Source organism: Bacillus sp. FSL W7-1360, assembly GCF_038592975.1.
Classification (GTDB): domain Bacteria; phylum Bacillota; class Bacilli; order Bacillales; family Bacillaceae_D; genus Shouchella; species Shouchella lonarensis.
The window spans coordinates 365,940-389,348 of the sequence record NZ_CP151950.1 but is presented as its reverse complement, the minus strand read 5'-3'; the positions used below and the strand labels follow the sequence as shown (position 1 = coordinate 389,348).

Genomic DNA, 23,409 nt, shown 5'->3' with positions numbered 1-23,409 from the left:
TAAGCAATTCTCTCGTAAAAAAGGTGACCTCCGATCTTGAAGAGGTCACCTTCTAACACTTAAAGTGCTCAACTTACTTTCTTGCAGTAACTATGATTCTCTTCCAAATGGATATACACCTACCCAGACCGGATTGCTTCCGACATTACTGAGTGTGACCATAATATTATGCGATGTTTGATCAACAACACTCACTCTTCCCCCACCCTGACGATCTGGGATATAAAGGATACTAGCGGGGAAGTTGAGTAACATTGTTGTAAATGGATTCAGTCCGGGGCCACTCGGGTTCGTTCCAGTCGTAATTGTACCTACAAGCGTGTTTTGAGACGTGTCAATAATAGAGACATTAGAATTGTTGAAGTTAGAGACATAAAAACGGCTCGTTAATGGATTGATTGCACTAGCAATGGCATTAGCAAGAACGGTAATCGTTGCAATGACATTGTGAGTTGCCCCATCAATTACCGAGACATTCCCCCCAGCCCTATTTACAACAAAAATTCTATTATATTGTGGATCAACTTTCATGCTCTCTGGATTGGTACCTACTGTCACGGTTGCCACAACCGTATAATTAATTGTCTCAATCACAGTAACTGTACCGGGAGATGCAGCGGAGTTCGAGACATACAATTGATTGGTTAGTGGATGAAACGTCGTTCCTTGAGGAGACGTCCCAGTCGCCACTGTCGTCACTACTGGTGGATCCATTGTTAAATCGACAATTGATACAAAATTACCTGCTGCTCCAGGTGGCACATAAAGGTGGTTTCTAGCCGTATTAATAGATAAACTCGCTGCAGGACCATCTATTGCGGTAATCTGCCGAGCAACTGTATTGGTCTCTCCATCAATCTCAACAATAATATTCGGATCAATAGGAATATAAATCCTATTACGTGTCACATCGACAACGCCTTCTTCTCGTATATTACCGGCAGGCACCGGTATGGTAACAATATTTTCATTGGTTTCTCCATTAATAACAGAGACATTAGTTGTACCGTTTGCTACATAAACAATTGGTGTTGTACCAGCTGGTGCTCCGGTTGGTCCTGTCACTCCAGTCGCACCCGTAGCGCCGGTAGCTCCTGTAACGCCTGTTGCTCCAGTCGCGCCTGTTACACCCGTTGCACCCGTAGCGCCAGTCGCTCCTGTCGCTCCTGTCACGCCCGTGGCTCCTGTGACGCCCGTGGCTCCTGTGGCTCCTGTAACACCCGTGACACCTGTAACACCGGTAGCTCCTGTCACGCCCGTTGGTCCAGTCACGCCTGTAGCTCCTGTAGCCCCTGTAGCTCCTGTAGCTCCTGTAGCTCCCGTTGCTCCTGTCGCTCCTGTAGCTCCCGTTGCGCCAGTCGCTCCTGTAGCTCCCGTTGCGCCAGTCGCTCCTGTAGCTCCCGTTGCTCCTGTTACTCCTGTGGCTCCTGTTACTCCCGTCGCCCCTGGCGCTCCTGTCGCTCCCGTTACTCCTGTCGCTCCTGTCACTCCTGTGGCTCCCGTTACTCCCGTCGCTCCCGTTACTCCTGTCGCTCCTGTCGCTCCCGTTACTCCTGTTACTCCTGTGGCTCCAGTCGTTCCTGTCGCTCCGGTTGCTCCCGTTACTCCTGTCGCTCCCGTCACTCCTGTTACTCCCGTCGCTCCTGTTACTCCCGTCGTTCCTGTCGCTCCCGTCGCTCCCGTTGCTCCTGTCGCTCCCGTCACTCCGGTTGCTCCCGTTACTCCTGTTACTCCTGTCTGTCCTGTTACTCCTGTTACTCCTGTCGCTCCTGTCGCTCCTGTCGCTCCCGTTACTCCTGTCTGTCCTGTTACTCCTGTCGCTCCCGTCGCTCCTGTGGCTCCCGTTACTCCTGTCGCTCCTGTCGCTCCTGTGGCTCCCGTTACTCCCGTCGCTCCCGTCGCTCCTGTGGCTCCCGTTACTCCTGTCGCTCCTGTCGCTCCCGTTACTCCTGTTACTCCTGTGGCTCCAGTCGTTCCTGTCGCTCCCGTTACTCCTGTTACTCCTGTCTGTCCTGTTACTCCTGTCGCTCCCGTTGCTCCTGTCGCTCCTGTCGCTCCCGTCACTCCTGTTACTCCCGTCGCTCCCGTCGCTCCCGTCGCTCCTGTGGCTCCCGTTACTCCTGTCGCTCCCGTTGCTCCTGTCGCTCCTGTCGCTCCCGTCACTCCTGTTACTCCCGTCGCTCCCGTCGCTCCCGTCGCTCCTGTGGCTCCCGTTACTCCTGTCGCTCCTGTCGCTCCTGTGGCTCCCGTTACTCCCGTCGCTCCCGTCGCTCCCGTTACTCCTGTCGCTCCTGTCGCTCCCGTTACTCCTGTTACTCCTGTGGCTCCAGTCGTTCCTGTCGCTCCGGTTGCTCCCGTTACTCCTGTCGCTCCCGTCACTCCTGTTACTCCCGTCGCTCCTGTTACTCCCGTCGTTCCTGTGGCTCCCGTTACTCCCGTCGCTCCCGTCGCTCCCGTTACTCCTGTCGCTCCTGTCGTTCCCGTTGCTCCTGTCGTTCCTGTGGCTCCCGTTACTCCTGTCGCTCCCGTTACTCCTGTCGCTCCTGTCGCTCCCGTTACTCCTGTCGCTCCTGTCGTTCCCGTTGCTCCTGTCGTTCCTGTGGCTCCCGTTACTCCTGTCGCTCCCGTTACTCCTGTCGCTCCTGTCGTTCCCGTTGCTCCTGTCGTTCCTGTCGCTCCCGTCGCTCCCGTTACTCCCGTCACTCCGGTTGCTCCCGTCGCTCCCGTTACTCCTGTTACTCCTGTGGCTCCAATCGTTCCCGTCGCTCCTGTTGCTCCTGTTGCTCCCGTTACTCCTGGTGGTCCTGTCGTTCCTGTTGGTCCTTGAACACCAAACTCAGTCCACGGCTGCCAAGATATACCACCGGCATCTGAGCGCCGTACATAAATTGCTGGGTTGGTAATAACCAATTGAAATACAATAAAATCCGGATTTCCTGGTGTGACAACTGATACATACAATGTCCAATTCTCTGAAATGTTTATTCCTAATTGCGGAAAGTTGAAATAAGTAGGATCACCTTGGTTTCCATCAGAAACATATATCCCTGAAGTTTGAAAAGTATCTAGATTTTCATTTGATGGGATCGTCATTGCCATTGGAAAAGCACCGACATCTTCTGCATTCAACGTAAGTGACCCATCTGCAGCAGCTGTAATCCCGTTAATATTTTCAATACCACCAGGAATATCGCCGATCGTAATCTCGACATTACCAGCTCCATCAGGGAAAAGTCCATTAACACTTGCAACACTTCCAGCTGCTCCAGTTGGACCTGTTGGGCCTGTTGGACCGATCATCGTAGGCATGTTTGTAGCTGCTTTTAATTTCATCACTAGTAATCTTTCTTGTTCCGAGACCGCTTCCAACATTTCTGTAACACTCTCATTGACCTGCAATAATTCTTGTATCGTTGCTGGTGGACCAGTCGCACCATTTAATCCTAAAGCATATTGTATCTTTTCTCCCTCTGCATTAATAACATGTGCCAACCCTATCTCTTCCATCGCGATAGAAGCCAACAACAAATTAATGGCATCATCACGATCAAAATTCAAATTCGGTGTAAAATTAGGTATATTTTCATAACACATGCACATCACCTCTACTCACATATTCATTCTTAGAACAAAAGAAGAACGATGTAACATGAAAGATTTTATGGATATAAAATAAAAATGCATGCAAACACAGGTACAAAAGTTGAAATAGTATTTTAAAAGATATTCTTCCATAACGCACTATATGCAAAATAAAATCGAAAAGTGACAAAAATAGTCGTTTGTAACCTGTCATATATCACTACAAAGAGGACACTGGTGATGCCGCCAATGTCCTCTTATAACAATTTTCTATCATATTCCAAAACCGTTACGTCTGCAACGCATCATACTGCGAACGAATAAACCCATCATACATGCCTTTTTTCTCTCGTAATTGTTGGTGCGTACCTTCTTCTATCACTTGTCCATTCTCTAGCACAATAATATGGTCTGCTTCGCGAATGGTTGACAGGCGGTGCGCAATCATTATCGCTGTCCTGCCTGCTAACAATGTTTTTAAACCTGCCTGGATTTTTAATTCTGTCTCCGTATCAATATTTGCTGTTGCTTCATCTAAAATTAAAATATGCGGATTCGCTAAAAGCGCGCGGGCAAACGAAAGCAACTGTCTTTCTCCAACAGAGAGCACGCTCCCTTGTTCCTCTACTTCTGTATGATAACCATCTGCTAGTTTCCTAATAAAATCATCCGCCCCGACCGCTTTTGCTGCTGCGATAATGTCTTCTTCCGTTGCATCTGGACGTCCGAAGCGAATGTTATCCATAATTGTGCCCGCAAAAATAAATGTATCTTGCAACACATAACTCACGCTCGCACGTACATCAGCTAGACGAATCTCTTTCAAATCGGTTCCATCGAGTAAAATTGTTCCACTAGTTGGATCATAGAATCGGCTCATCAAATTGACAATGGTTGATTTCCCTGAGCCGGTGTGCCCAACAAGTGCTGTTGTCTTCCCCGCAGCGAATGTCAGATTAATTCCCTTTAATGCTGGACGACGCGCATCATACGCAAATGTCACATCACGGAAAACAACTTCTCCTTCGACATTTGTTAAGCGCTTCGCGTCTTGCTTGTCCTCCACATTTGGCTTTTCATCTAAAAATTCGAAGATGCGCTCGCTTGAAGCCATTCCGACTAATAACTGATTATATACTTGTCCTAAACGAGAGATCGGCTCCCAAAACATCCCAATATAAAAGGCAAATGAGACAAATACACCAAGCGTCAATGGGTTTGTATCACTTTGAATCAAATACGCCCCATACCAAATTAAAATCGCACCACCAAGTGCACTCGCCATTTCTACAAAGGGACGAAATAACGCATTCATCTTTGTGGCATGTTGCCAACTCTTATATGTTTGTGTATTCACGTCATCAAAAAAAGCCATGTTTTCTTGCTCTTGTGCATAAGCCTGTGTCACTCGAATGCCTTGAATGCTCTCATTTAAATGCGAGTTAAGACGTGATTGTCGAATGCGTACCGTTTGCCACGCGCGACGGATTTTCCTTCTTAGTTTCGTAGAGATGAAGAACATGATCGGCAAAATAATGAGAATTACAAGTGCCAATTGTGGACTCAGCGTAAATAAAATGACGACGATCCCAATGAGCATGACGATATCCATCAATAAATTGACGACACCATTTGTAAATAAATCTTGCAACGAGTTGATATCATTAATAACACGAACGAGAATCGAACCAGCAGAACGCTGATCAAAGAAACGGTGCGACAAATGCTGAATGTGATCAAATAATTTTTTCCGAATGTCAAAGATTACATATTGCCCAAGACGGTTCATCCACCGGATTCGGAGCATATTAGCAACCATATTTAGCAAATAGAGACCGAGCACAATTCCCGCATAAAATACCATGTCTTGTCCGTTTGCAAGCCCTTTTTCGACTTGTCCGATCGCAAATACACCAATAAAAATTGGGATTGCTAACCGAACGGCTGTCGCAAGTAACATCATCACAATCGTGATTGGTAACAACGTTTTTGCATACGGCTTCACAAACGCAAGCAATCGAAGAAGTTGTTTCCAATTAAATGGTTTTTCAATGACTTGCTCGACTGGATAATGAAAACGACTCTTGCTTTTTATTGTTTTTTCCATCTTGACACCCCTCTACACGCTCATTTTTTCATCTGCTTGATGCTCGTTCTGCATATGATAAATGCGACGATACATCCCCGGTTGCGCTAATAGCGTTTCATGTGTTCCTCTCTCTTGTACATTGCCTTCTTCTAAAACAAGGATTTCATCACAATGTTTGACAGACGAAATCCGATGCGCAATGACAAAAGTCGTGCGCCCTTTCATCATGTCATGCAGTGCATGCTGAATCTTGACCTCTGTTTTCATGTCAACTGCACTTGTTGCATCATCCAATATTAGAATGCTTGGGTTCATGATCATTGCCCGGGCAATGGCGATTCGTTGCTTTTGACCACCAGATAACCCAAGCCCTTTTTCTCCTAATACCGTATCGTAACCGTCCGGAAGCTCGGAAATAAACGCATGGGCATCGGCACGTTTCGCTGCAGTGACAATGTCATTTTCTGTCGCATCTGGACGCCCATATGCTAAGTTGTCACGAATTGTTGAAGAGAACAAGAATGTTTGCTGCATCACAATGCCAATATTTTGCCGTAATATATTGACGTGATATGATTCTAGCGGTTTACCATCAATCAAAATCTCTCCACCTGTTCGCTCATAGAAACGCATCAACAATTGAACAATAGACGATTTCCCGGCACCAGTAGAACCGATTAAACCGATGGTTTTACCTTGAGGAACATGGAAATCAAGCGCTGACAAAGCGTCGTTTGAAGAACCATCATAACGCAAATCTACTTGTTTAAATGTTACCTCGCCTCGTAACTTTTCTGCCTTCTTTGTCTCTAGCGCACCAATCGGTCGTTCCTTTTCTGAAAATATTTCGAGCAACCGTTCTCCAGAAGCTTTTGATTGTGAGAACATGTTAATAATGAAACCTAAATGCATGATGGGACCAATCATGAACCAAATGAGGCTAAAGAAAGCGGTGAGCTCTCCAGGCGTTAACTGTTGTTGGACAGCTAGATAGCCACCAAATCCTAACAAAATGACCGCCGAAACATTCCCCATAAATTCCATAAGTGGGAAGTATTTTCCCCACACATTGGCAATCTCTATATTTTTCTCACGGTAATCATCATTTTGACTATGAAAACGAGTCTTTTCTTTTTCCTCTTGCGACAACGCCTTCACTGTCTGTATCCCACTCACGTTTTCTTGCACCTTTGAATTTAGCCCAGCAAGTGATTTCCTTACTTTACGAAAACTAGGATGCACACGCTGATCAAACTTGTATACAGCAACAGCCAAGAATGGCAACGTCACCATCGTCGCCAAGGTGAGTGGCACTGAATAATAAAACATTACTGCGAGTGTGAAGCTAACAATTAAAATAAAATGGACAAACTGGGCAAAACCGAAAGAAAGGAAAAAACGAAACGCTTCAACATCTGCCGTTAAGCGCGACATTAAATCACCCGTTTTGGCACGATCATAGTAACTGAAAGGTAAAAACTGTAATTTTTCATACAATGACTTTCTCAACCCATATACCGTCTGAATACCAAAGAGATCGCCAAAATATTGGTGAATATACGTAGCGAGCCCTTTCACTGCCATGATCAAAATTAAACCAATTGCTAAATAAGGAATGAGGTTGGCGTTGCCACCGACAATGCCTTCATCAATAGCAATTTGCAATATAACTGGATACACGACAGTAATGGCCGTTACAAAAAAAAGCGCCAACAGTGAATAAACAAAATACTTTTTGTAAGGCATGTAAAATTTTGCTAGACGTTTAAATATCTCCACTTGTCTCTGTCACCTCGCATGATCGTTAATATTTAGATGATCGAAATATTTTTTGAAGCGTATGAACCATTTTACTGTGAACAACTGCCATCGTCAATCATTTTGCTTATTTAGAACTTAAAAAAGGGCCTTGACAGCCCCTTTTTATGTGTATTTGCGGCTTGTTTTTTCGCCATCATAAACAAAGATGACTTGTTTTTCATTGACATATGTCTCAAGATGTACGGACCGACCCCATAATTGGTAAATATATGGGAGTACTTTTTCCAAATAGCTAACATCTAACTCAGTGCCTTCGTATCGATGTTGAATATACAACTCTCCATTTCGTAAATGGTCACCATCTGTCACGACCAAATAAGGAAACCCACCATTGACACGTGATTTCGTCAGTTCATCACGTACTTCTTCCCAACTTTTATCAACAATTTTATAGTCAATCCCTTGCTTTTGAAACAAATACAAATCCTCCTGTTTAACGAGTTCTTTCGTTAAATAATTACGAATAAAAGATGTATCTGATTCTATCTCTCGAACTTCAAAGATTTTCTCTCGTCCAGTCCCCGGCTGAACCCCTTGTTTCTTCATTTCATCTGTAGGATCATCAAACCGTGCTTCAATGTCTTCAAAAATCTTCACTCCTAAGTAGTAAGGATTAATGGATGTTTTTGAAGGTTGCACAACGCTTGCGTTCAACTTCGCAAATTCAATTGATTCGTCACTTGTCAAATCAAGTTCTCGTAAAATTCGGGCATGCCAATAAGATGCCCAACCTTCGTTCATAATCTTCGTTTCTAATTGTGGCCAAAAATAGAGCATTTCTTCACGCATCATTGTTAATATATCTCGTTGCCATGGCGTAAGTTCACGACTATGTTGTTCTATAAACAACAACAGGTCTTTTTCAGGCTGAGCGGGAAATTGTTTTTTTACAGACACTTTGTCCTCTTCGTCTTGCACCTCCAGTCGCCATAAATCATCATAAGGTGTCTTTTTATATGCACCTTTCTTATCCTGATCCAGCTCGGGATGCTCTTTATGGGCAACATCAAGCAACAACGGATCAATATGTTCTTGAATGGCAAGTACCGCATCAAGAAAATCTTCTACCTCTGCTTTTCCATGGACATGTTCATAATGGGCAATCCGCTCTGCTGTTGCACTCATACTTTCAACCATATCTCGACGGGTATGCGCGAATCGGATATTGTTCTTGAAGAAATCACAGTGTCCAAGCACATGTGCCACAATGAGTTTGTTTTGAATAAGTGAATTGCTGTCTAATAAAAATGCATAACACGGGTCCGAGTTGATGACAAGCTCATAAATTTTACTTAACCCTAAATCATATTCCAATTTCATTTTGTGATATTGTTTTCCAAATGACCAATGGCTATAGCGCGTCGGCATCCCGTATGCTCCAAACGTATAAATGATGTCGGACGGACATACTTCATAGCGCATTTCATAAAAGTCAAGTCCAAAACCGCGGGCGATCTCGGTAATTTCCCCAATCGCCTGCCGCAACTCTTTTGACTGTGCTGCCAATACACTTCACCCCTTTTCCTTCATCTTTCTATACGTATGAACAAACGACCCTTTCCATGAGGAAAACTGCTCGCCTTTTTGAGACGTGCTTGTTATAATGGGGAAAGATGAATAGATTCGGAGGCGATCAATGATGAGTGCATGGATCCTCATTCCATTAGCTGCTTTGCTCATTCCTATTACTGCCATTATGACTGATTATGCGTACAAACGTAAACGATTAGAAATGCAGGACAATGCAGGACTTGAAAATGCGGAATTATACGAACGAATAGAACAATTAGAAGCGAAACTTGCTCGCATCGAACAAACAGACGAAAGAAGGCGCCTAGATTAGCGCCTTCTTTCTATTTTTTATCAATATATGCTTGCATATAGGCAAGTACAGCTCGTTTCAACTGCTTCAACTTCGCAAAGCTATTTTCTTCGCTATTTGCAACGACACCAAAGTAAAATTTCACTTTCGGCTCTGTCCCTGACGGGCGAACACAAAACCACGATTCATCTGCCAAAATATATTTTAATACATTTGATTGCGGTAATGAAAGTGGCGCTTTTTCCTCTGTCGCAAGCATCGTCGCGATACGACTTTCGTAGTCTTCAACGCGGACAATTTCAAGTCCATCTATTTCCTTCGGTGGGTTCGCCCGTAGACTTGTTAGGATGTGGGCAATCTTCTCCGCGCCTTCTTTCCCTTTTAATGTTAATGACTGTAAATCTTCCTTATAGTAACCATAACGTGCAAACACCGACTGGAGTGCTTCAAACAGCGTTTTCCCTTCGCGCTTATAGTGTAGCGCCATCTCTGCTGCAAATAAACACGCTTGTACGGCATCTTTGTCACGAACAAAATCGCCAATTAAATAACCATAACTCTCTTCATAACCAAATAAATATGTGTGTTCATCCGAGCGCTCGTATTCGCCCATCTTTTCACCAATAAATTTAAAACCAGTTAAAGTATCTACCGCAGCAAGTCCATATGCAGTGGCAATCGCCCGACCAATTTCTGAAGTGACAATTGTTTTTAGGATAACACCGTTTTCAGGGAGTATCCCTTGTTCTTGCTGTTGTTGTAACAAATAGTCAATCATTAATGCCCCAGTTTGATTTCCAGTTAAAAGCACATAATCCCCGGTCTCATTTTTCACTGCCAGCCCAACCCGGTCGGCGTCAGGATCTGTTGCGATTAATATGTCTGCACCATGTCTCTTTCCATAATCAATCGCCATTTCAAATGCCGCTGACTCTTCAGGGTTTGGTGAAGTCACAGTCGAAAATTCAGGATCCGGTAGCGCTTGCTCGCTTACAACAGTCACATTTTTAAAACCACTCTCAGCAAATGCCCGTGTCACTGGTGCTGTCGCTGTACCATGTAATGGTGTGAACACGATTGAAATGTCTTGGCCAAACTGTTGATCCATCTCCGGCTGCAATAAAATGGTCTGCAAGGCAGTATGGTACGCATCGTCAACCACTTCCCCTATTGACTCGTATAAACCTTTTTTGTGCAGTGTTTCAATATCTTCAACCGCAATTGCTAGTTCGTCTTCAATCTCTCCTACACAAGCAACAAGCTCATCAGCAAGCGCAGGTGGAAATTGCCCACCATCTTCACCATATACTTTAAAGCCATTGTACTCAGGAGGATTATGCGATGCAGTGATGACAATACCTGCTTGTGCCTGCAAATGGCGGACAGAAAAAGAAAGCTGCGGTGTTGTATGAAGCTCTGTAAATACATATGTTTTAATTCCGTGCGCCCCTAATGTACGCGCGGCTTCACGCGCAAACTGCGCTGATTTATGACGTGAGTCAAAAGCAATAGCGACACCACGCGCTTTCGCTTCTTTTCCACGCTTTTCAATAAATCGCGCGAGCCCTTCTGCCGCCCTACGGACCGTATAAGTATTCATCCGATTTGGTCCTGGTCCAATTTCCCCCCGCATACCACCAGTCCCAAACGCCAAGTCTTGATAAAAACAATCTTCAAGTGCCTGTTCATCTGCCAACAATGCGTCCAATGCGCGCCTTACATCATCCTCTAATTGCGGATATGTATGCCATCGTTCAATTCTTTCCTTAGTGTCCATATTGCAAACCACTCTCCCATTTCAATTCAAAAGAAAAAAGGAATATATACAATATCCTTTTTTATCTATACGACTTCATTTTACACATGAGAGACCTTTTTGACTAGCTTAAAAGATCGTCACTACAGGCCACCTGCTTCTACTGATAATAATGCTGGTTGCACCTCTTCATGTGGCCATGTTGACACAAAAATTTCTCCCATCCAGTCACCTTCAGCCCGAAACAATGCTTCCGCTTCATAAAGACCTGATTCGACATGATGGAAGATGACAGACACATCTCCTGCTTCGTGCGAAAAATAACCTTTAACTGTCGCATTCGTAACACCTTCATACATCTCGTCGGTTACAAAAACTTGGAGATGGACAGTATGATTCACTTGAATCGGTTGGTCAACAACCGTTACAACCCAGTCTCTTTCGGTACTCGCAAATACAAGCGTATACTTCATATACAATAACAATGTAAAACATAAAAGCACCAACGACACATTTAAACTTTTTTGCACAGCTGGTTGCATGAAAAATCTCCTTTTTCATGTAGAGGTATCTCCCTTATACAAGACCCCGCTACGTTTTACAACCCAGTCTGTCCAACAATAAGCGCCTGTAAACTATGACAATCGTAACTCACTACGAATCTTCACAGCTCTTTCTGGAAAATCTGTAAAGATCGTGCACCCCCACGAGAGAAAATCGCGTAGTTGTCGCTCATCGTTCACTGTAAATGAGCGCAACGCAACCCCAGCACTTTGCACGTCTTGGGTAACTGGCTCGGTGACAAAAGGAGACCATAAATGATAGCCAGTAGCACCGAGATTTTCTATATATTTCTCTGGTTGAAAGAGTGGTCCCATTGTCAATACCGCAATCTCCAATTCCGGATGAGCCTCTTTCATATGTGCAAGCACAATATGGTCAAACGATGAAACAACAATTTCATTGCTTCCCTTTGTCTCTTGCAACACCTGACTTACTGCCGCCACCACACGACTGCGATCTTCACCATATGCCTTTAATTCGATGTTGAGCAACAACGATGGGTATGTCGCTGCCCACGCTAACACCTCTACGAACGTCGGGATCCGCTCTCGTGCTAACTGTGGATAACGAGCCGCCGCATTGAAACGTGCCAGTTCCGCTGCCGTATAGTCTGAGATGGCTCCGCGTCCATCTGTCGTCCGGTCAATCGTCTCATCATGAATGACGACGGGCACACCATCTTTTGTCAATTGTATATCAAACTCAATCCCGTCTGCTTTTGCTAATACCGCTGCCTGAAACGCGCTCATCGTGTTTTCTGGATATGTACCTGAAGCACCACGATGTGCATAAATCATTGTTGTCATATGTTCTGTACCCCTTTAACCATTATTATTGTCCTAATCATGACGAAAATAGACGACTTTTGCAAGTGAAAAGTCCCTTATCCTTTATTGACTGAACAAACGTACACAGTGTATAATAAAGTGAAGAGAAACATACACTAAAAAGACCGCAAGTGCGTTGCACCTACGGTCATAGCAAGAAGCGTCCCTTAAAAGGGGTCAGCCGATGTGAGTTTTTTACGCCCACCATGAGCTGCTAACTCAAAAATGGTGGGTTTAGTCTTGCTTAGACACGTTTACGACAGCAACAACGAGTGTTCCAAACGCAATTGCGATGAGGACCCACGATTGGAGCTCTGTCACGTGCAACACCCCCTTTCTTAAAAAGGAGTGCCGACCACCTTTTTGAGTGCGCTTACTTGCTATGACACTAGTATAACTTACAGCTTACAGTGTGACAACATTTCAAACTCGTTTCCCATATGATCTCTTCTGTAAATCTCCTGCGTCTTTAAATCAAGCTCTCCACTTCAATTTCAGACTGCATTTCACCTGATTCATCTTCCCTTCTATGCTATAATCAAGCTAACTAGTACATAACAGAAAGGGGATTTGCATGATTCCCGCTCAAGTCTTTCGAATCATCGCCGCTTTCCATCAAGCAGTATGGCCGCTGTTTTTTCTTGCTGCGCTCCTGCTCCTTATCTATACATGGCGCCATTGGCGTAAAGGTCGGTTTGTCTTAACATGGTTTGTGTATGCAACACAGCTATTACTCGTCATCACTGGCTTCATGCTCTTATATGCTTATCAATTTGATTTGTTTTTTACACTGAAAGCAATTGTCGCGCTTTCTATGCTCATTTTCTTTGAAAAAGGGCGCCGTTGCTTAAAGAAACAGCATAACCACCAAGGAATGGTTCATGTAACACTATTTTTTCTCACCGCAATAATTGTGATGATCATGGGTGTATATGGACGCTAACAACAAATTTTTTAAAAGAAGGTGATTACTTGCTTACAAATGATGTCTTACAGACAATGTCTAACCATCGCTCGATTCGTTCATTTACAGATAAACCCATTACAGATGAAATCATTGACACGATTACGACCGCCGCACGTTGGGCGTCGACTTCTCATCATGTACAAGCCTATTCTATTGTTACTATTAAAAATGCGGATACGAAAAAAGATTTCGCTGAGTGGACCGGTGGACAGCCATGGGTAGCATCGTGCCCTATTTTCTTCGTGATCTGTGGCGACTTTTCTCGTCACGCACAGGCAAGTGAACAACACGATGCCCCTTTTACAGTTGGTGGCATTGAACAGCTCCTCGTTGCGACGGTAGACGCCAGCCTCGTTGCACAAAATATGTTGCTTGCCGCACAATCGCTCGGTCTTGGCGGTGTCATGATTGGCGGTATTCGCAATGAACCAGAAAAAATCGCCACACGTCTACAACTGCCAAAGTATGTTTTCCCGGTGATGGGACTTGCACTTGGCTATCCTGCCCGCGATCCTGCACAAAAACCGCGCCTGCCGCAAAATGTGACTGTTCACGAAGAACATTACCAACATCAGCCCCATGCATTGGAAATCTATGACAAGACCATTTCTAGTTACTATGAGGCACGCACAAAAGGCGCAGACACGAGGAACTGGACTGCGCGCATGGCTCAATATACAGAAAAGAACAAGCGTCCCCACCTTAAAGGTTTCTTGCAAAAACAAGGGTTTTTAACTGAATAGCGCTCAGTCACTTACCCAAATTGACCAGAAACATAGTCTTCTGTGCGCTTCTGGGCTGGCGTCGTAAATAATTTTAACGTCGGCCCGCTCTCCACAAGCTCGCCCATGTAAAAAAATGCTGTCTCATCGGAGATTCGTCGCGCTTGTTGCATATTATGCGTCACAATAATGATCGTGTACTTTTGTTTTAATGCTAAAATTAACTCCTCAATCTTGCGCGTGGATAACGGATCAAGCGCACTCGTTGGTTCATCTAACAACAACACTTCCGGTTTTGTCGCTAATGCGCGGGCGATACAAAGGCGTTGTTGTTGCCCGCCAGATAGGCCAAGTGCTGGCGCATGCAGGCGATCCTTCACTTCATCCCACAAAAACGCATCTCGTAAACTTTCTTCCACAATTTCTGTAAGCACACCTTTTTTTCGCACACCGTGAATACGTGGTCCATAAGCGACATTTTCAAAAATTGATTTTGGAAATGGGTTTGGCTTTTGAAATACCATTCCGACATCTTTACATAGTGTTGTCATATCCATTTTACTTGAAAGGAGCTGTGCCCCCCGGTAGTAAATATCTCCTGCAAGGCGAATTGACGGCTCCATACGTGTCATCAAGTTTAATGTTTTTAAAAACGTCGATTTGCCACAGCCAGAGGGACCAATAATTGCCGTCACTTGCTTTTCTTTCAGCTGCAGCGTCACATTTTTTAAGGCATGCGTTTTTCCATACCATAAATTTAAATCTTGCACATCGTAAACAACTGTAGCCTGTTTTGTTGCTTGTTTCGGTTTAAATGCCACTGCTTGCATCATCATTTCCCTCCTTAACCAAATCGACCCGCAATATAGTCTGCTGTTTGTTTCTCACCTGGTTGATGAAACATTTGTTTCGTATTGCCTACTTCAATTAATTTTCCTTGGTAGAAGAACGCGGTACGATCAGATACCCGGGCAGCTTGTTGCATATTATGAGTGACAACAACGACGGTATGTTCCTTTTTTAATTCAAGCATGAGCGCTTCAATTTTTGCCGTTGCGATCGGATCAAGCGCCGATGCCGGTTCATCCAACAGTAGCACTCTCGGCTTTAACACTAAAGCACGGGCAATACAAAGACGTTGTTGTTGCCCTCCGGAAAGCGCAAGTGCCGATTCATGTAACCGATCTTTCACTTCATCCCACAGCGCTGCCTTTGTTAGCGCATCTTCAATCGTTTCATCCCATTCACTCTTTTTCACTTGATGATACCGCAGTCCATGGACAAGATTTTCATAAATTGATTTTGGAAAAGGATACGGCTTTTGAAATACCATGCCAATCTCTTTACGTAAAGCAGTAACATGAATGTTTTCTCCTAAAACATTTAAACCTTCATACAAAATTTGACCGGTCACACGTGCTCCTTCAATCCCATCATTCATGCGGTTCATCGTTCGTAAAAACGTTGATTTCCCACATCCTGATGGCCCAATTAGTGCCAACACTTCATGTTTGTTTACTGTCAGTGACACATCTTGCACAGCGTGTTGTTGACCGTAATACACATTTAAGTCACACGCATGAAGCAATACTTCTTGTTGTTTCACAGCCGGTTGTAATTCTTCCTCAACTCTTGGCATAACCGCAATGGCCATACATCTACACACCCCTTTATTTTGATGCCGTCATTTTCCGGTGCACGAACGCACCTAACAAACGAGCCAATACATTGAATAGCAATACCGCAACAATGAGTACGAGTGCTGCCCCGTCTGCAATTTCCTTTACATCTGGTACAAGCCCTTGCGTGTTGATTTTCCATATATGAACAGACAACGTCTCTGCCGGTCGGAAAATGTTTAGCGGTGACGACTCAGAAAAAGGATTCAAGTTAAGCCAGTCTAACCGAGGTGTCGTCACACCCGATGTAAATAACAATGCGGCAGCTTCACCAAACACACGCCCCGATGACAAAATGACCCCAGTCAAAATCCCCGGAAATGCCGCCGGTAATAAGACTGTTCGAATTGTATCCCACTTTGTTACACCAAGTGCTAAACTTGCATCAGTTTGTGCTTGCGGCACACTTCTTAACGCATCTTCCACAACCCGTACCATCACTGGTAAATTAAAAATCGTGAGAGCAAGCGCGCCACCTAAAATCGAGTAACTCCAACCTGTCAACTGGACGAATACAAGTAAACCAAACAAACCAACAACAATGGACGGCAAAGATGCAAGCACTTCAATACACGTCCGAATGAAATTTGTAAACCGTCCTCGCTTCGCATACTGTGTCATATAAATGCCACCGCCCAAACCAAGCGGGACCGTAAATAACATGGTTAAGATCAACATATAAAAAGAGTTAAACAACGGTGGCCCAATACCCCCTCCTGCTCTTGCAGCACTTGGCGCACTCGTCAAAAAGTCCCAACTCATATGCGAAAATCCACGATATAAAATATAACTAATTAAGCTTGAGAGGATGATGACAATGAGCATGGCAACAACAGTAAACGCCCCCGTCGCCGCGCGATCTGTCAGTTTTCTATTCACGAGAATTTCCTCCTTGACGATAAATACCGAACGAGTAAAATAAATACGTATGACATGAGGAGTAAAATAAGTGCGAGTGACCATAATGCGTTATTTTCTGCACTCCCTGGAACAGTATGACCCATATTTAATGTAATAATTGTCGTTAATGTCGCTGTTGGATCCATAAGCGATGTCGCAATCGTCCGAGCATTGCCGATGACCATTTGAACTGCTAATGCTTCACCGAAAGCCCGTGCCATCCCTAATACAACCGCCGTCATTAACATGGGTGCAGCAGCCGGGACAATGACCCGACGAATCGTTTGCCAGCGCGTCGCACCGAGGGCAAGCGACGACTCACGCAAGCTACCAGGAATGGCTCGCAGTGCATCAACGGCAATGCTCGTCACTGTCGGCAAAATCATGAGCGATAGCACAATCATTCCTGCCAATAACCCAAAACCTTGGCCGCCCACATGTTCCCGCAAAAATGGCACAAGCAAGCTGAGCCCAAGAAACCCGTAAACAACAGACGGGATCCCAACAAGCAATTCGATGACTGGCTGTAATACCTTCTGTCCCCAACGTGGTGCAATCTCAGTCATATAAATCGCTGCGCCGATCCCAAGTGGTGCAGCAATGCACGCTGCGAGTATCGTCACGGCAAAAGAACCAACTATAAACGGCAGTGCTCCGTACATTGGCCCACCGTCTGCGGCTGAGCGTGTTGGCTGCCAATCCAAGCTCGTAAGGAACGTCAACGGATTGACGCCGTTTTTTACAAACATTTGTAAACCTTGTATAACGAGAAATAATGTCAATGATATTGTTGTTAAAATAATTAACGCCGCACAGCTATACACGAGTAGGCGACCGCGTTGCTCTGACTTTGTCGCGCGGCTACTTTTCCCTTTACATAAACGGTCTGAAACCGATAATTCCGTGTTCACATGCTTTTCCCCCTATTCCAGCCTATCATCAGAAGTCTGGCAAACGATGTTCGTCCCACCAGACTTCTGAGCTGACCTCTGGAATTATATATCCGATTGGTTCCCTTCAGCATCCCGCTTCACTTTCATATCAGCTACTGGAATATAGCCAAGCTCTGGAATAATTTCCTGTTGTACCGTATCTGCTAACATGTAATCAATAAAATCCTTTGTTAACCCTTCAGGCTCACCTTTTGTGTATGAGTGCATGTATGCCCAAATTGGATATTTACCTGAAGTAACATTTTCATCGGTTTGTTCAACGTCATCTACTTGTAAAGGTGTTACTGAACCATCGTAGTAAGAAAACGCAAGATAACCAATTGCACCTGCAGTTTCGCTAATGATTTGCCGTACAGCATTTGAAGATTCTTCCGTAATCCCTTCAACTGGCGTTGCCCCGTCTAGTGCATAGTTTACAAATGTATCGCGCGTACCTGATGAGTCAGGACGATTGACAATTGTCACATCAACATCTGCGCCACCTACTTCAGACCAGTTCGTAACTTTCCCAGTAAATATATCTATTAATTGTTGCTTCGATAAGTTCTCAATCCCTACCTCAGGGTGAGCAGCTGGTCCCATTCCGACAACAGCAATTGGATGATTGACCAATGCCCCTGCATCAATTTCGTCTTTTTCTTCAGCAAAAACATCTGAGTTCCCAATGTCTGATTGACCATTTGACACAGATAACAACCCTTGCCCCGATCCACCGGCTTGAACAGACACACTCGCATCTTTGTTCTCTGCTTCAAATTCTTCCGCAGCAGCAGCAACGAGCGGTTGCATTGCGCTAGAACCAGCAACAAGAATGGAACCTGAGACGCTTGCCTCGCTCTTTTCACCTTCTGTATTTGACTGACTTACATCACTACTAGATCCACATGCAGCTAACAAAAACAAAGATGCTGCGGCAATTGCACCGATTTTCTTCATCTGTTCATTTCCCCCTAGAAATCGATTATCGAACTTACAAACCTAAGTATAGGGTGGTTGTATGAAGAAGGTTTGATGGACATGTTAAGTTTTTGTAAAGAGGAAGCATGAAAAAATGCCCTCCTGATGGAGAGCATGATCGTGATCATCTATTAGTCTTTTGCTTAGGTAACACATATCTCTTACACGATACAGTAATGGAGGCGGCATCATTTCCTATAGAAAGATACAAATGATGCCTGTCTCATCTCATCGCACTTCACTGGCTTCGCAATCATCCATCACCCATTTCTTCCCACTACTCCTCCACACCCATACACCACAACGCGCTTTCCTCAAACATTCGCGCTATTTGCAGCAATAACTCGTCCTTGCCTTTTTGCGCCATAAATTGCACACCGAGCGGTAAACCTTCTTCTGTTTTATAAAGTGGCAATGAGATTGCTGGTTGTCCAGTTAAATTGGCCAGTTGCGTAAACGGCGTATACGTCAATCCCGGTAAAAACAGTTCATAAATTAAATGAAGCTGTTCGTCCACTCGAAGTTCATTCACCCGCTCTTTCCAAAAAGCTTCTTGCGCAACAGTTGGTGTGAGCTCTCCGATTTTTGGTGCAACATGAGCGACAGTTGGTGTGATATACAGGTCGTATGTGCGATGAAAATCACTCATCACTGCGGCCGCTTCGTCCCAAGCGAGCAAACTTTGAGCGTAGGCAGATGCAGTCACATTCTTTCCACACTGCGATAGCAACCAAGACTCTGTTTCGAGCTCGTGTGACAATAGTGCTCGTCCAAACGCCTGCTCTAATCGATCGCGCAAGCTCGCCATTTCACCAGCATTCATTAAATAATAATGTTGAATGAGGGCAACGCCATCAATAGATGGTTGTACCTCTTCAACCTCATGACCAAGTGATGCCAACCAACGTACACACTTGCGAACGGCTGCTTTTGCATCTTCACTTACCGGCGTATGTACAGGAGACGCAAGCGTATACGCAATGCGCAGCTTTTTCGGCGCGTCTCTTAATGTTGCTTCGTATCCACGCTCGTACAGCGGAGTTTGGAAAGCCGCTTCAGGCTGGACAATCTGAAGCACATCAAGCGCACGCGCACTATCGCGCACACTTCTAGAAATGACAAAATCAATTGCTGCTCCTTGCCACTGCCTACCGACGCCAGGACCAACCGGCGTCCGTCCGCGTGTCGGCTTCAAGCCGACCAACCCCGTGAATGCGGCAGGGATACGAATGGAACCTCCCCCATCACTCGCACCGGCAAATGGTACAATGCCACTTGCCACAGCGGCAGCTGCACCTCCACTTGAACCACCTGGAGAACGAGACGGATCATGTGGATTACGCGTGGCTCCATATAACCTTGGTTCCGTAATATTTTTTAGTCCAAATTCTGGTGCATTCGTATAGCCTAACATAAGTAAACCTGCATCTTGCAGGCGCTTAGTATAATGACTTGTCTGCATAGAGCGATGGTCTTTAAATAATGCTGACCCTGAAGTGAGTGGTGCGCCCGATAGTGCCTGAGAAGAATTTTTTAACAAGAAGGGAACACCAGCAAAGAGAGATGTTGTTTCTACCTTCGCGACTTCCTGTATTGCTTCTTCATGACGATGGTATACACATGCATTTAAATGTTTATTTTCCTTCATGCACAACAAGGCTGTTTGCACCAATTCTTCTGCTTTTACTTCCTTCTTCCTAATTAAATTCGCTAAAGCGACACCATCTTTTTGTTTATATTCTGCAACATTCATCTACCATCCACTTCCTTTCTTTGTTCACAAGCTTGTATGAAGGCATCGAACAATCGCTTGGAAAACGTATCATTGGTTGCAAGTAAGTTTTCTGGGTGCCACTGAACACCAATCATAAACGGCGACTTTTTATGTTCAATGGCTTCAATCACACCGTCGCGACTCCATGCGACCGCCCGAAAGTTGGACGGAACACGACGCACGGCTTGATGATGAAAGCTGTTTACTTTTTCATGTGTGCTCTGAGCAATGTCTGCTAAAAGAGAACCTTTTTTAATGTGGATTAAATGACTACGATGACTACGAGGTGCTCTTTGTGCATGTTGGATTAACGTCCCTTCAAACTGCACCGGTAAATCTTGATACATATCTCCCCCCGCAGCAATTGCCAAAATTTGTGCTCCCCGACAAATGGCCAGTAACGGCTTCTTTTGCTCCAAACACGCTTGCACAACGGCAACCTCAAATAGGTCACGGACTGGCGTAATTTCCCCTAATGACGGATGAGGATCTTCGCCAAATAAACTAGGGTCAATATCACCTCCACCTGTCAGCAAGACGCCATCTAATTGTTCAACGTAACGATATGCCTTTTTACTTTCAACATTAGGTAATACAAACGGCAACGTCCTTTCCATATTTACAGCGTTTACATTATCGAATGCTGTAAGCACATGCGTATGATCTTGAACAGAGGAAGAAATCCCTATGCATAACATCTTACGTCACTCCTTCTCCTCAAAATAAGAAGTCAAGTGCGCCTACTTCTTTAGTTTAGCATATGTGTTCTGGAGGTTAGAAGTGCAGACACCTTGTAATGCCTCATTTGACATTCCTATTACACTTCCGCTACGCTTTTACATGAAGGGAGTTCAACGTCTATGAAACATATTGCCATTATCGGTGGGGGAATTGTCGGTAGTTCCACTGCCTATCATTTAGCGAAAAAAGGATACGATGTCACACTCATCGATGCCAATCACCGTGGCAAAGCCACTGATGCTGCGGCCGGTATCGTTTGTCCGTGGCTCACCAAACGGCGTAACAAAGCATGGTATGCCCTCGTGCGTCGCGGGGCTGCTTATTATCCAACGCTCATTGACCAATTAACATGCGATGGTCAAGAGGAAACAGGCTATAAGCAGGTCGGAGCTTTATGGCTACATCCAGATGAAAAACAAGTAGAAGCCACCTTACAAAGAGCATTACAAAAACGCATAGAAGCACCTGAAATCGGTGAACTTGACATCCTCGATCATTGCAGCGCACGCGCACTTTTTCCACCTCTTGCGGATCACTTCGTCGCACTCCATGTCGCCGGTGGCGCACGTGTGGACGGTCGCGCACTGACACGCGCAATGCAACAAGCCGCTACGCAACATGGTGCTACATATGTAGAAAAAACAGCTTCCTTACAGACACGTGGTGAAAAAGTGGGCTTGTTTATTAATGAAGACTATGTATCAACCGATGAAATTGTCGTCACTGCTGGTGCCTGGGCCACGTCACTTTTAACACCTCTAGGCATTAAATTACACGTCCGTGAACAAAAAGGACAAATGATTCATTTACAAGTCAAAGATGATACAAACGACTGGCCCGTTGTCATGCCACCTGGGAATCAATATTTACTCGCTTTCAATGAAGGACGTATTGTTTGTGGGACAACTCATGAAGATGGGACAAATTTTGATGCGCGTATTACAGATAGTGCAGTGCATACGTTGTTTGACCATGCACTTCAGACTGCCCCAGGACTCTCTCAGGCAACATGGTTAGAAGCACGTGTCGGTTTTCGTCCTGTCGTGCCACATTTTCTCCCTGTATTCGGTACCATCCCTTCATTTCCTCATGTATGGCTCGCCAATGGACTAGGGTCGAGTGGGCTCACGACCGGACCATACATTGGTCACATACTGGCATCTTCTATAGCAGGAGAGCCTGTGACGATTGATTTGAATCACTATAATGTAGAAACGATTATAGGATAGCGACTAGAAGATTGGCGCCAAATGTATTCCTTATTAATAGCAATTAAATAATCAAAAATAAAGAGTTACCTCCCCTTGTAAAGGCATCTGGGGAAGTAACTCTTTTAAAAACGTTTAAATATCCAATATCATTAGCTATTCATATTTGCCTCAAATGGCGCAATGCCAATCCATCTGCATGCAAGATGATCTTCTATTCATGCTATTCGTTCTGAACGCCAAATGGATACAGGCCAATCCACCTAGGTTGCGCCCCCACATTTGTCAGTGTTGTCACAATTGTATTTGTTAATTGGTTGATAACAGCAACTGAACCGCCATCTTGTTGGGAAGGTACAAAAAACAAGCTCGACGGATAATTACTAAACATCGCTGTAATTGGATTTAGTGCAACACCACCAACATTCGACCCAACGGTAATCGTTTCAATCACTGTATCGGTTGTCGTGTCAATTACAAACACCCTGTTTCCAGTCACCGAAAAAGATGTACCGACATACAATCGATTTGCTAATGGATTAATATCACTCTCATTCACTGCGGTTCCCGCCGTCGGGATAACAGTTACAATTGTATTAGTTGCCCCATCAATCACATTCACCCCGCCACCAGATGCATTAATTGTTGTATATAGTTTATTTTGGAAAATATCGATCATAGCCCCTCCCGGGGGACCTAGCGATAAGGTGATCGTCGTCACTAACGTATCCGTATTTGCATCTACAACTAACACCGTCCCAACGCCACCAACACTTCTTAGAACATACAACGTATTGGTTAAAGGGTTGATCTCCGTCCCTAACAAATTATTTGCAAGTGGAATATTCGTAACGGTTGGTGGTGTCGTGTTCATATCAATTTTTGAATAACTGCCCCCTCCTGCTGTATATACAATATTTGTTGTCGTATTGACTGATATTTGTCCAAATGGCTGAATTGGCAGCTGTGCACTCACTGTTGCCACGACTTGTGGCGGATTGAGTGATCCGTCAATGACAGCAACGATCCCTACAGCTTGCACTGGAA

General features: G+C 44.7%; 18 protein-coding genes and 1 pseudogene. 4 read left to right on the top strand and 15 right to left on the bottom strand.

Translation table 11 applies throughout. From position 1 onward, the window contains the following. Positions 1-90 precede the first annotated feature (90 nt). The 4 genes from NSQ26_RS01920 to NSQ26_RS01905 all read right to left on the bottom strand — a co-directional run bounded on the left by NSQ26_RS01920 (position 91) and on the right by NSQ26_RS01905 (position 8,998). Positions 91-3,594 carry an alpha-helical endospore appendage domain-containing protein gene (locus tag NSQ26_RS01920; protein ID WP_499718955.1) on the bottom strand — a complete coding sequence of 1,168 codons (3,504 nt, stop codon included), beginning with the start codon at positions 3,592-3,594 and terminating at the stop codon, positions 91-93. 277 nt (positions 3,595-3,871) lie between these two features. Next, entirely contained in the window at positions 3,872-5,689 is a 1,818-nt protein-coding gene (locus NSQ26_RS01915) for an ABC transporter ATP-binding protein (RefSeq protein WP_499718954.1), read from the bottom strand. A 12-nt stretch (positions 5,690-5,701) separates the two neighbouring features. Then, positions 5,702-7,450 carry an ABC transporter ATP-binding protein gene (locus NSQ26_RS01910; protein WP_499718953.1) on the bottom strand — a complete coding sequence of 583 codons (1,749 nt, stop codon included), beginning with the start codon at positions 7,448-7,450 and terminating at the stop codon, positions 5,702-5,704. A gap of 144 nt (positions 7,451-7,594) precedes the next feature. After that, the gene (locus NSQ26_RS01905) at positions 7,595-8,998 is read right to left on the bottom strand and encodes a SpoVR family protein (protein WP_090775741.1); all 1,404 of its coding nucleotides are present in this window, start codon (positions 8,996-8,998) and stop codon (positions 7,595-7,597) included. 133 nt (positions 8,999-9,131) lie between these two features. Between NSQ26_RS01905 and NSQ26_RS01900 the strand changes: the two genes are divergently transcribed. Next, complete coding sequence (locus NSQ26_RS01900) at positions 9,132-9,335, top strand: hypothetical protein (RefSeq protein WP_090775742.1); 204 nt, start codon at positions 9,132-9,134, stop codon at positions 9,333-9,335. A gap of 10 nt (positions 9,336-9,345) precedes the next feature. Here the strand turns inward: NSQ26_RS01900 and NSQ26_RS01895 are convergent, their stop codons facing one another. From NSQ26_RS01895 to NSQ26_RS01885, 3 genes are all read right to left on the bottom strand, one after another. After that, positions 9,346-11,091, bottom strand: a complete 1,746-nt coding sequence (locus NSQ26_RS01895) for a phospho-sugar mutase (RefSeq protein ID WP_499718952.1) — start codon at positions 11,089-11,091, stop codon at positions 9,346-9,348. A gap of 122 nt (positions 11,092-11,213) precedes the next feature. Beyond that, complete coding sequence (locus NSQ26_RS01890; protein WP_499718951.1) at positions 11,214-11,612, bottom strand: hypothetical protein; 399 nt, start codon at positions 11,610-11,612, stop codon at positions 11,214-11,216. 93 nt (positions 11,613-11,705) lie between these two features. Beyond that, positions 11,706-12,440: a glycerophosphodiester phosphodiesterase gene (locus NSQ26_RS01885; protein WP_499718950.1), complete on the bottom strand. Its 735-nt coding sequence runs from the start codon at positions 12,438-12,440 to the stop codon at positions 11,706-11,708. Positions 12,441-13,035: 595 nt separating this feature from the next. On the opposite strand from NSQ26_RS01885, the gene NSQ26_RS01880 reads away from it, so the two are divergent. Continuing rightward, complete coding sequence (locus NSQ26_RS01880; protein WP_499718949.1) at positions 13,036-13,404, top strand: hypothetical protein; 369 nt, start codon at positions 13,036-13,038, stop codon at positions 13,402-13,404. A gap of 29 nt (positions 13,405-13,433) precedes the next feature. Next, on the top strand, positions 13,434-14,171 hold the full coding sequence (gene nfsA, locus NSQ26_RS01875) for an oxygen-insensitive NADPH nitroreductase (protein WP_499718948.1): 738 nt from the start codon (positions 13,434-13,436) through the stop codon (positions 14,169-14,171). An 11-nt stretch (positions 14,172-14,182) separates the two neighbouring features. Here nfsA and pstB (NSQ26_RS01870) read toward each other — a convergent pair whose 3' ends face one another. The 7 genes from pstB (NSQ26_RS01870) to NSQ26_RS01840 all read right to left on the bottom strand — a co-directional run bounded on the left by pstB (NSQ26_RS01870) (position 14,183) and on the right by NSQ26_RS01840 (position 21,111). Beyond that, positions 14,183-14,983: a phosphate ABC transporter ATP-binding protein PstB gene (gene pstB, locus NSQ26_RS01870; protein WP_499718947.1), complete on the bottom strand. Its 801-nt coding sequence runs from the start codon at positions 14,981-14,983 to the stop codon at positions 14,183-14,185. An 11-nt stretch (positions 14,984-14,994) separates the two neighbouring features. Continuing rightward, positions 14,995-15,789 (bottom strand): phosphate ABC transporter ATP-binding protein PstB, encoded by a 795-nt coding sequence (gene pstB, locus NSQ26_RS01865; RefSeq protein WP_499719960.1) that lies wholly within the window; start codon positions 15,787-15,789, stop codon positions 14,995-14,997. A gap of 31 nt (positions 15,790-15,820) precedes the next feature. Next, positions 15,821-16,708 (bottom strand): phosphate ABC transporter permease PstA, encoded by an 888-nt coding sequence (gene pstA, locus NSQ26_RS01860; RefSeq protein WP_499718946.1) that lies wholly within the window; start codon positions 16,706-16,708, stop codon positions 15,821-15,823. Then, a complete protein-coding gene (gene pstC / locus NSQ26_RS01855) occupies positions 16,705-17,640 on the bottom strand; it encodes a phosphate ABC transporter permease subunit PstC (protein ID WP_090775749.1) in 936 nt (311 codons plus the stop codon). The genes pstA and pstC overlap by 4 nt, the downstream gene beginning before the upstream one ends. Positions 17,641-17,724: 84 nt before the next feature. Continuing rightward, positions 17,725-18,618, bottom strand: coding sequence for a phosphate ABC transporter substrate-binding protein (locus NSQ26_RS01850; protein WP_090775750.1), 894 nt, complete (start codon positions 18,616-18,618; stop codon positions 17,725-17,727). Between the two features lie 298 nt (positions 18,619-18,916). Beyond that, positions 18,917-20,392, bottom strand: coding sequence for an amidase (locus NSQ26_RS01845; protein ID WP_499718945.1), 1,476 nt, complete (start codon positions 20,390-20,392; stop codon positions 18,917-18,919). Further along, positions 20,389-21,111: a gamma-glutamyl-gamma-aminobutyrate hydrolase family protein gene (locus tag NSQ26_RS01840; RefSeq protein WP_090775752.1), complete on the bottom strand. Its 723-nt coding sequence runs from the start codon at positions 21,109-21,111 to the stop codon at positions 20,389-20,391. The genes NSQ26_RS01845 and NSQ26_RS01840 overlap by 4 nt, the downstream gene beginning before the upstream one ends. A gap of 129 nt (positions 21,112-21,240) precedes the next feature. Between NSQ26_RS01840 and NSQ26_RS01835 the strand changes: the two are divergent. Then, positions 21,241-22,383, top strand: a pseudogene (locus tag NSQ26_RS01835) (NAD(P)/FAD-dependent oxidoreductase); the annotation flags it as partial. 202 nt (positions 22,384-22,585) lie between these two features. Here NSQ26_RS01835 and NSQ26_RS01830 read toward each other — a convergent pair. Continuing rightward, positions 22,586-23,404, bottom strand: coding sequence for a YncE family protein (locus NSQ26_RS01830; protein WP_499718944.1), 819 nt, complete (start codon positions 23,402-23,404; stop codon positions 22,586-22,588). Between the last annotated feature and the right edge of the window lie 5 nt (positions 23,405-23,409).

What these genes read in the sequence shown, in the direction of transcription:
- NSQ26_RS01895 (WP_499718952.1), bottom strand. Translation starts at nt 11,091, where the DNA reads ATGGACACTAAGGAAAGAATTGAACGATGGCATACATATCCGCAATTA.
- NSQ26_RS01840 (WP_090775752.1), bottom strand. Translation starts at nt 21,111, where the DNA reads ATGTTATGCATAGGGATTTCTTCCTCTGTTCAAGATCATACGCATGTG.
- NSQ26_RS01915 (WP_499718954.1), bottom strand. Translation starts at nt 5,689, where the DNA reads ATGGAAAAAACAATAAAAAGCAAGAGTCGTTTTCATTATCCAGTCGAG.
- NSQ26_RS01890 (WP_499718951.1), bottom strand. Translation starts at nt 11,612, where the DNA reads ATGCAACCAGCTGTGCAAAAAAGTTTAAATGTGTCGTTGGTGCTTTTA.
- NSQ26_RS01885 (WP_499718950.1), bottom strand. Translation starts at nt 12,440, where the DNA reads ATGACAACAATGATTTATGCACATCGTGGTGCTTCAGGTACATATCCA.
- NSQ26_RS01845 (WP_499718945.1), bottom strand. Translation starts at nt 20,392, where the DNA reads ATGAATGTTGCAGAATATAAACAAAAAGATGGTGTCGCTTTAGCGAAT.
- pstB (WP_499718947.1), bottom strand. Translation starts at nt 14,983, where the DNA reads ATGATGCAAGCAGTGGCATTTAAACCGAAACAAGCAACAAAACAGGCT.
- NSQ26_RS01920 (WP_499718955.1), bottom strand. Translation starts at nt 3,594, where the DNA reads ATGTGTTATGAAAATATACCTAATTTTACACCGAATTTGAATTTTGAT.
- NSQ26_RS01900 (WP_090775742.1), top strand. Translation starts at nt 9,132, where the DNA reads ATGAGTGCATGGATCCTCATTCCATTAGCTGCTTTGCTCATTCCTATT.
- NSQ26_RS01850 (WP_090775750.1), bottom strand. Translation starts at nt 18,618, where the DNA reads ATGAAGAAAATCGGTGCAATTGCCGCAGCATCTTTGTTTTTGTTAGCT.
- pstB (WP_499719960.1), bottom strand. Translation starts at nt 15,789, where the DNA reads ATGCCAAGAGTTGAGGAAGAATTACAACCGGCTGTGAAACAACAAGAA.
- NSQ26_RS01880 (WP_499718949.1), top strand. Translation starts at nt 13,036, where the DNA reads ATGATTCCCGCTCAAGTCTTTCGAATCATCGCCGCTTTCCATCAAGCA.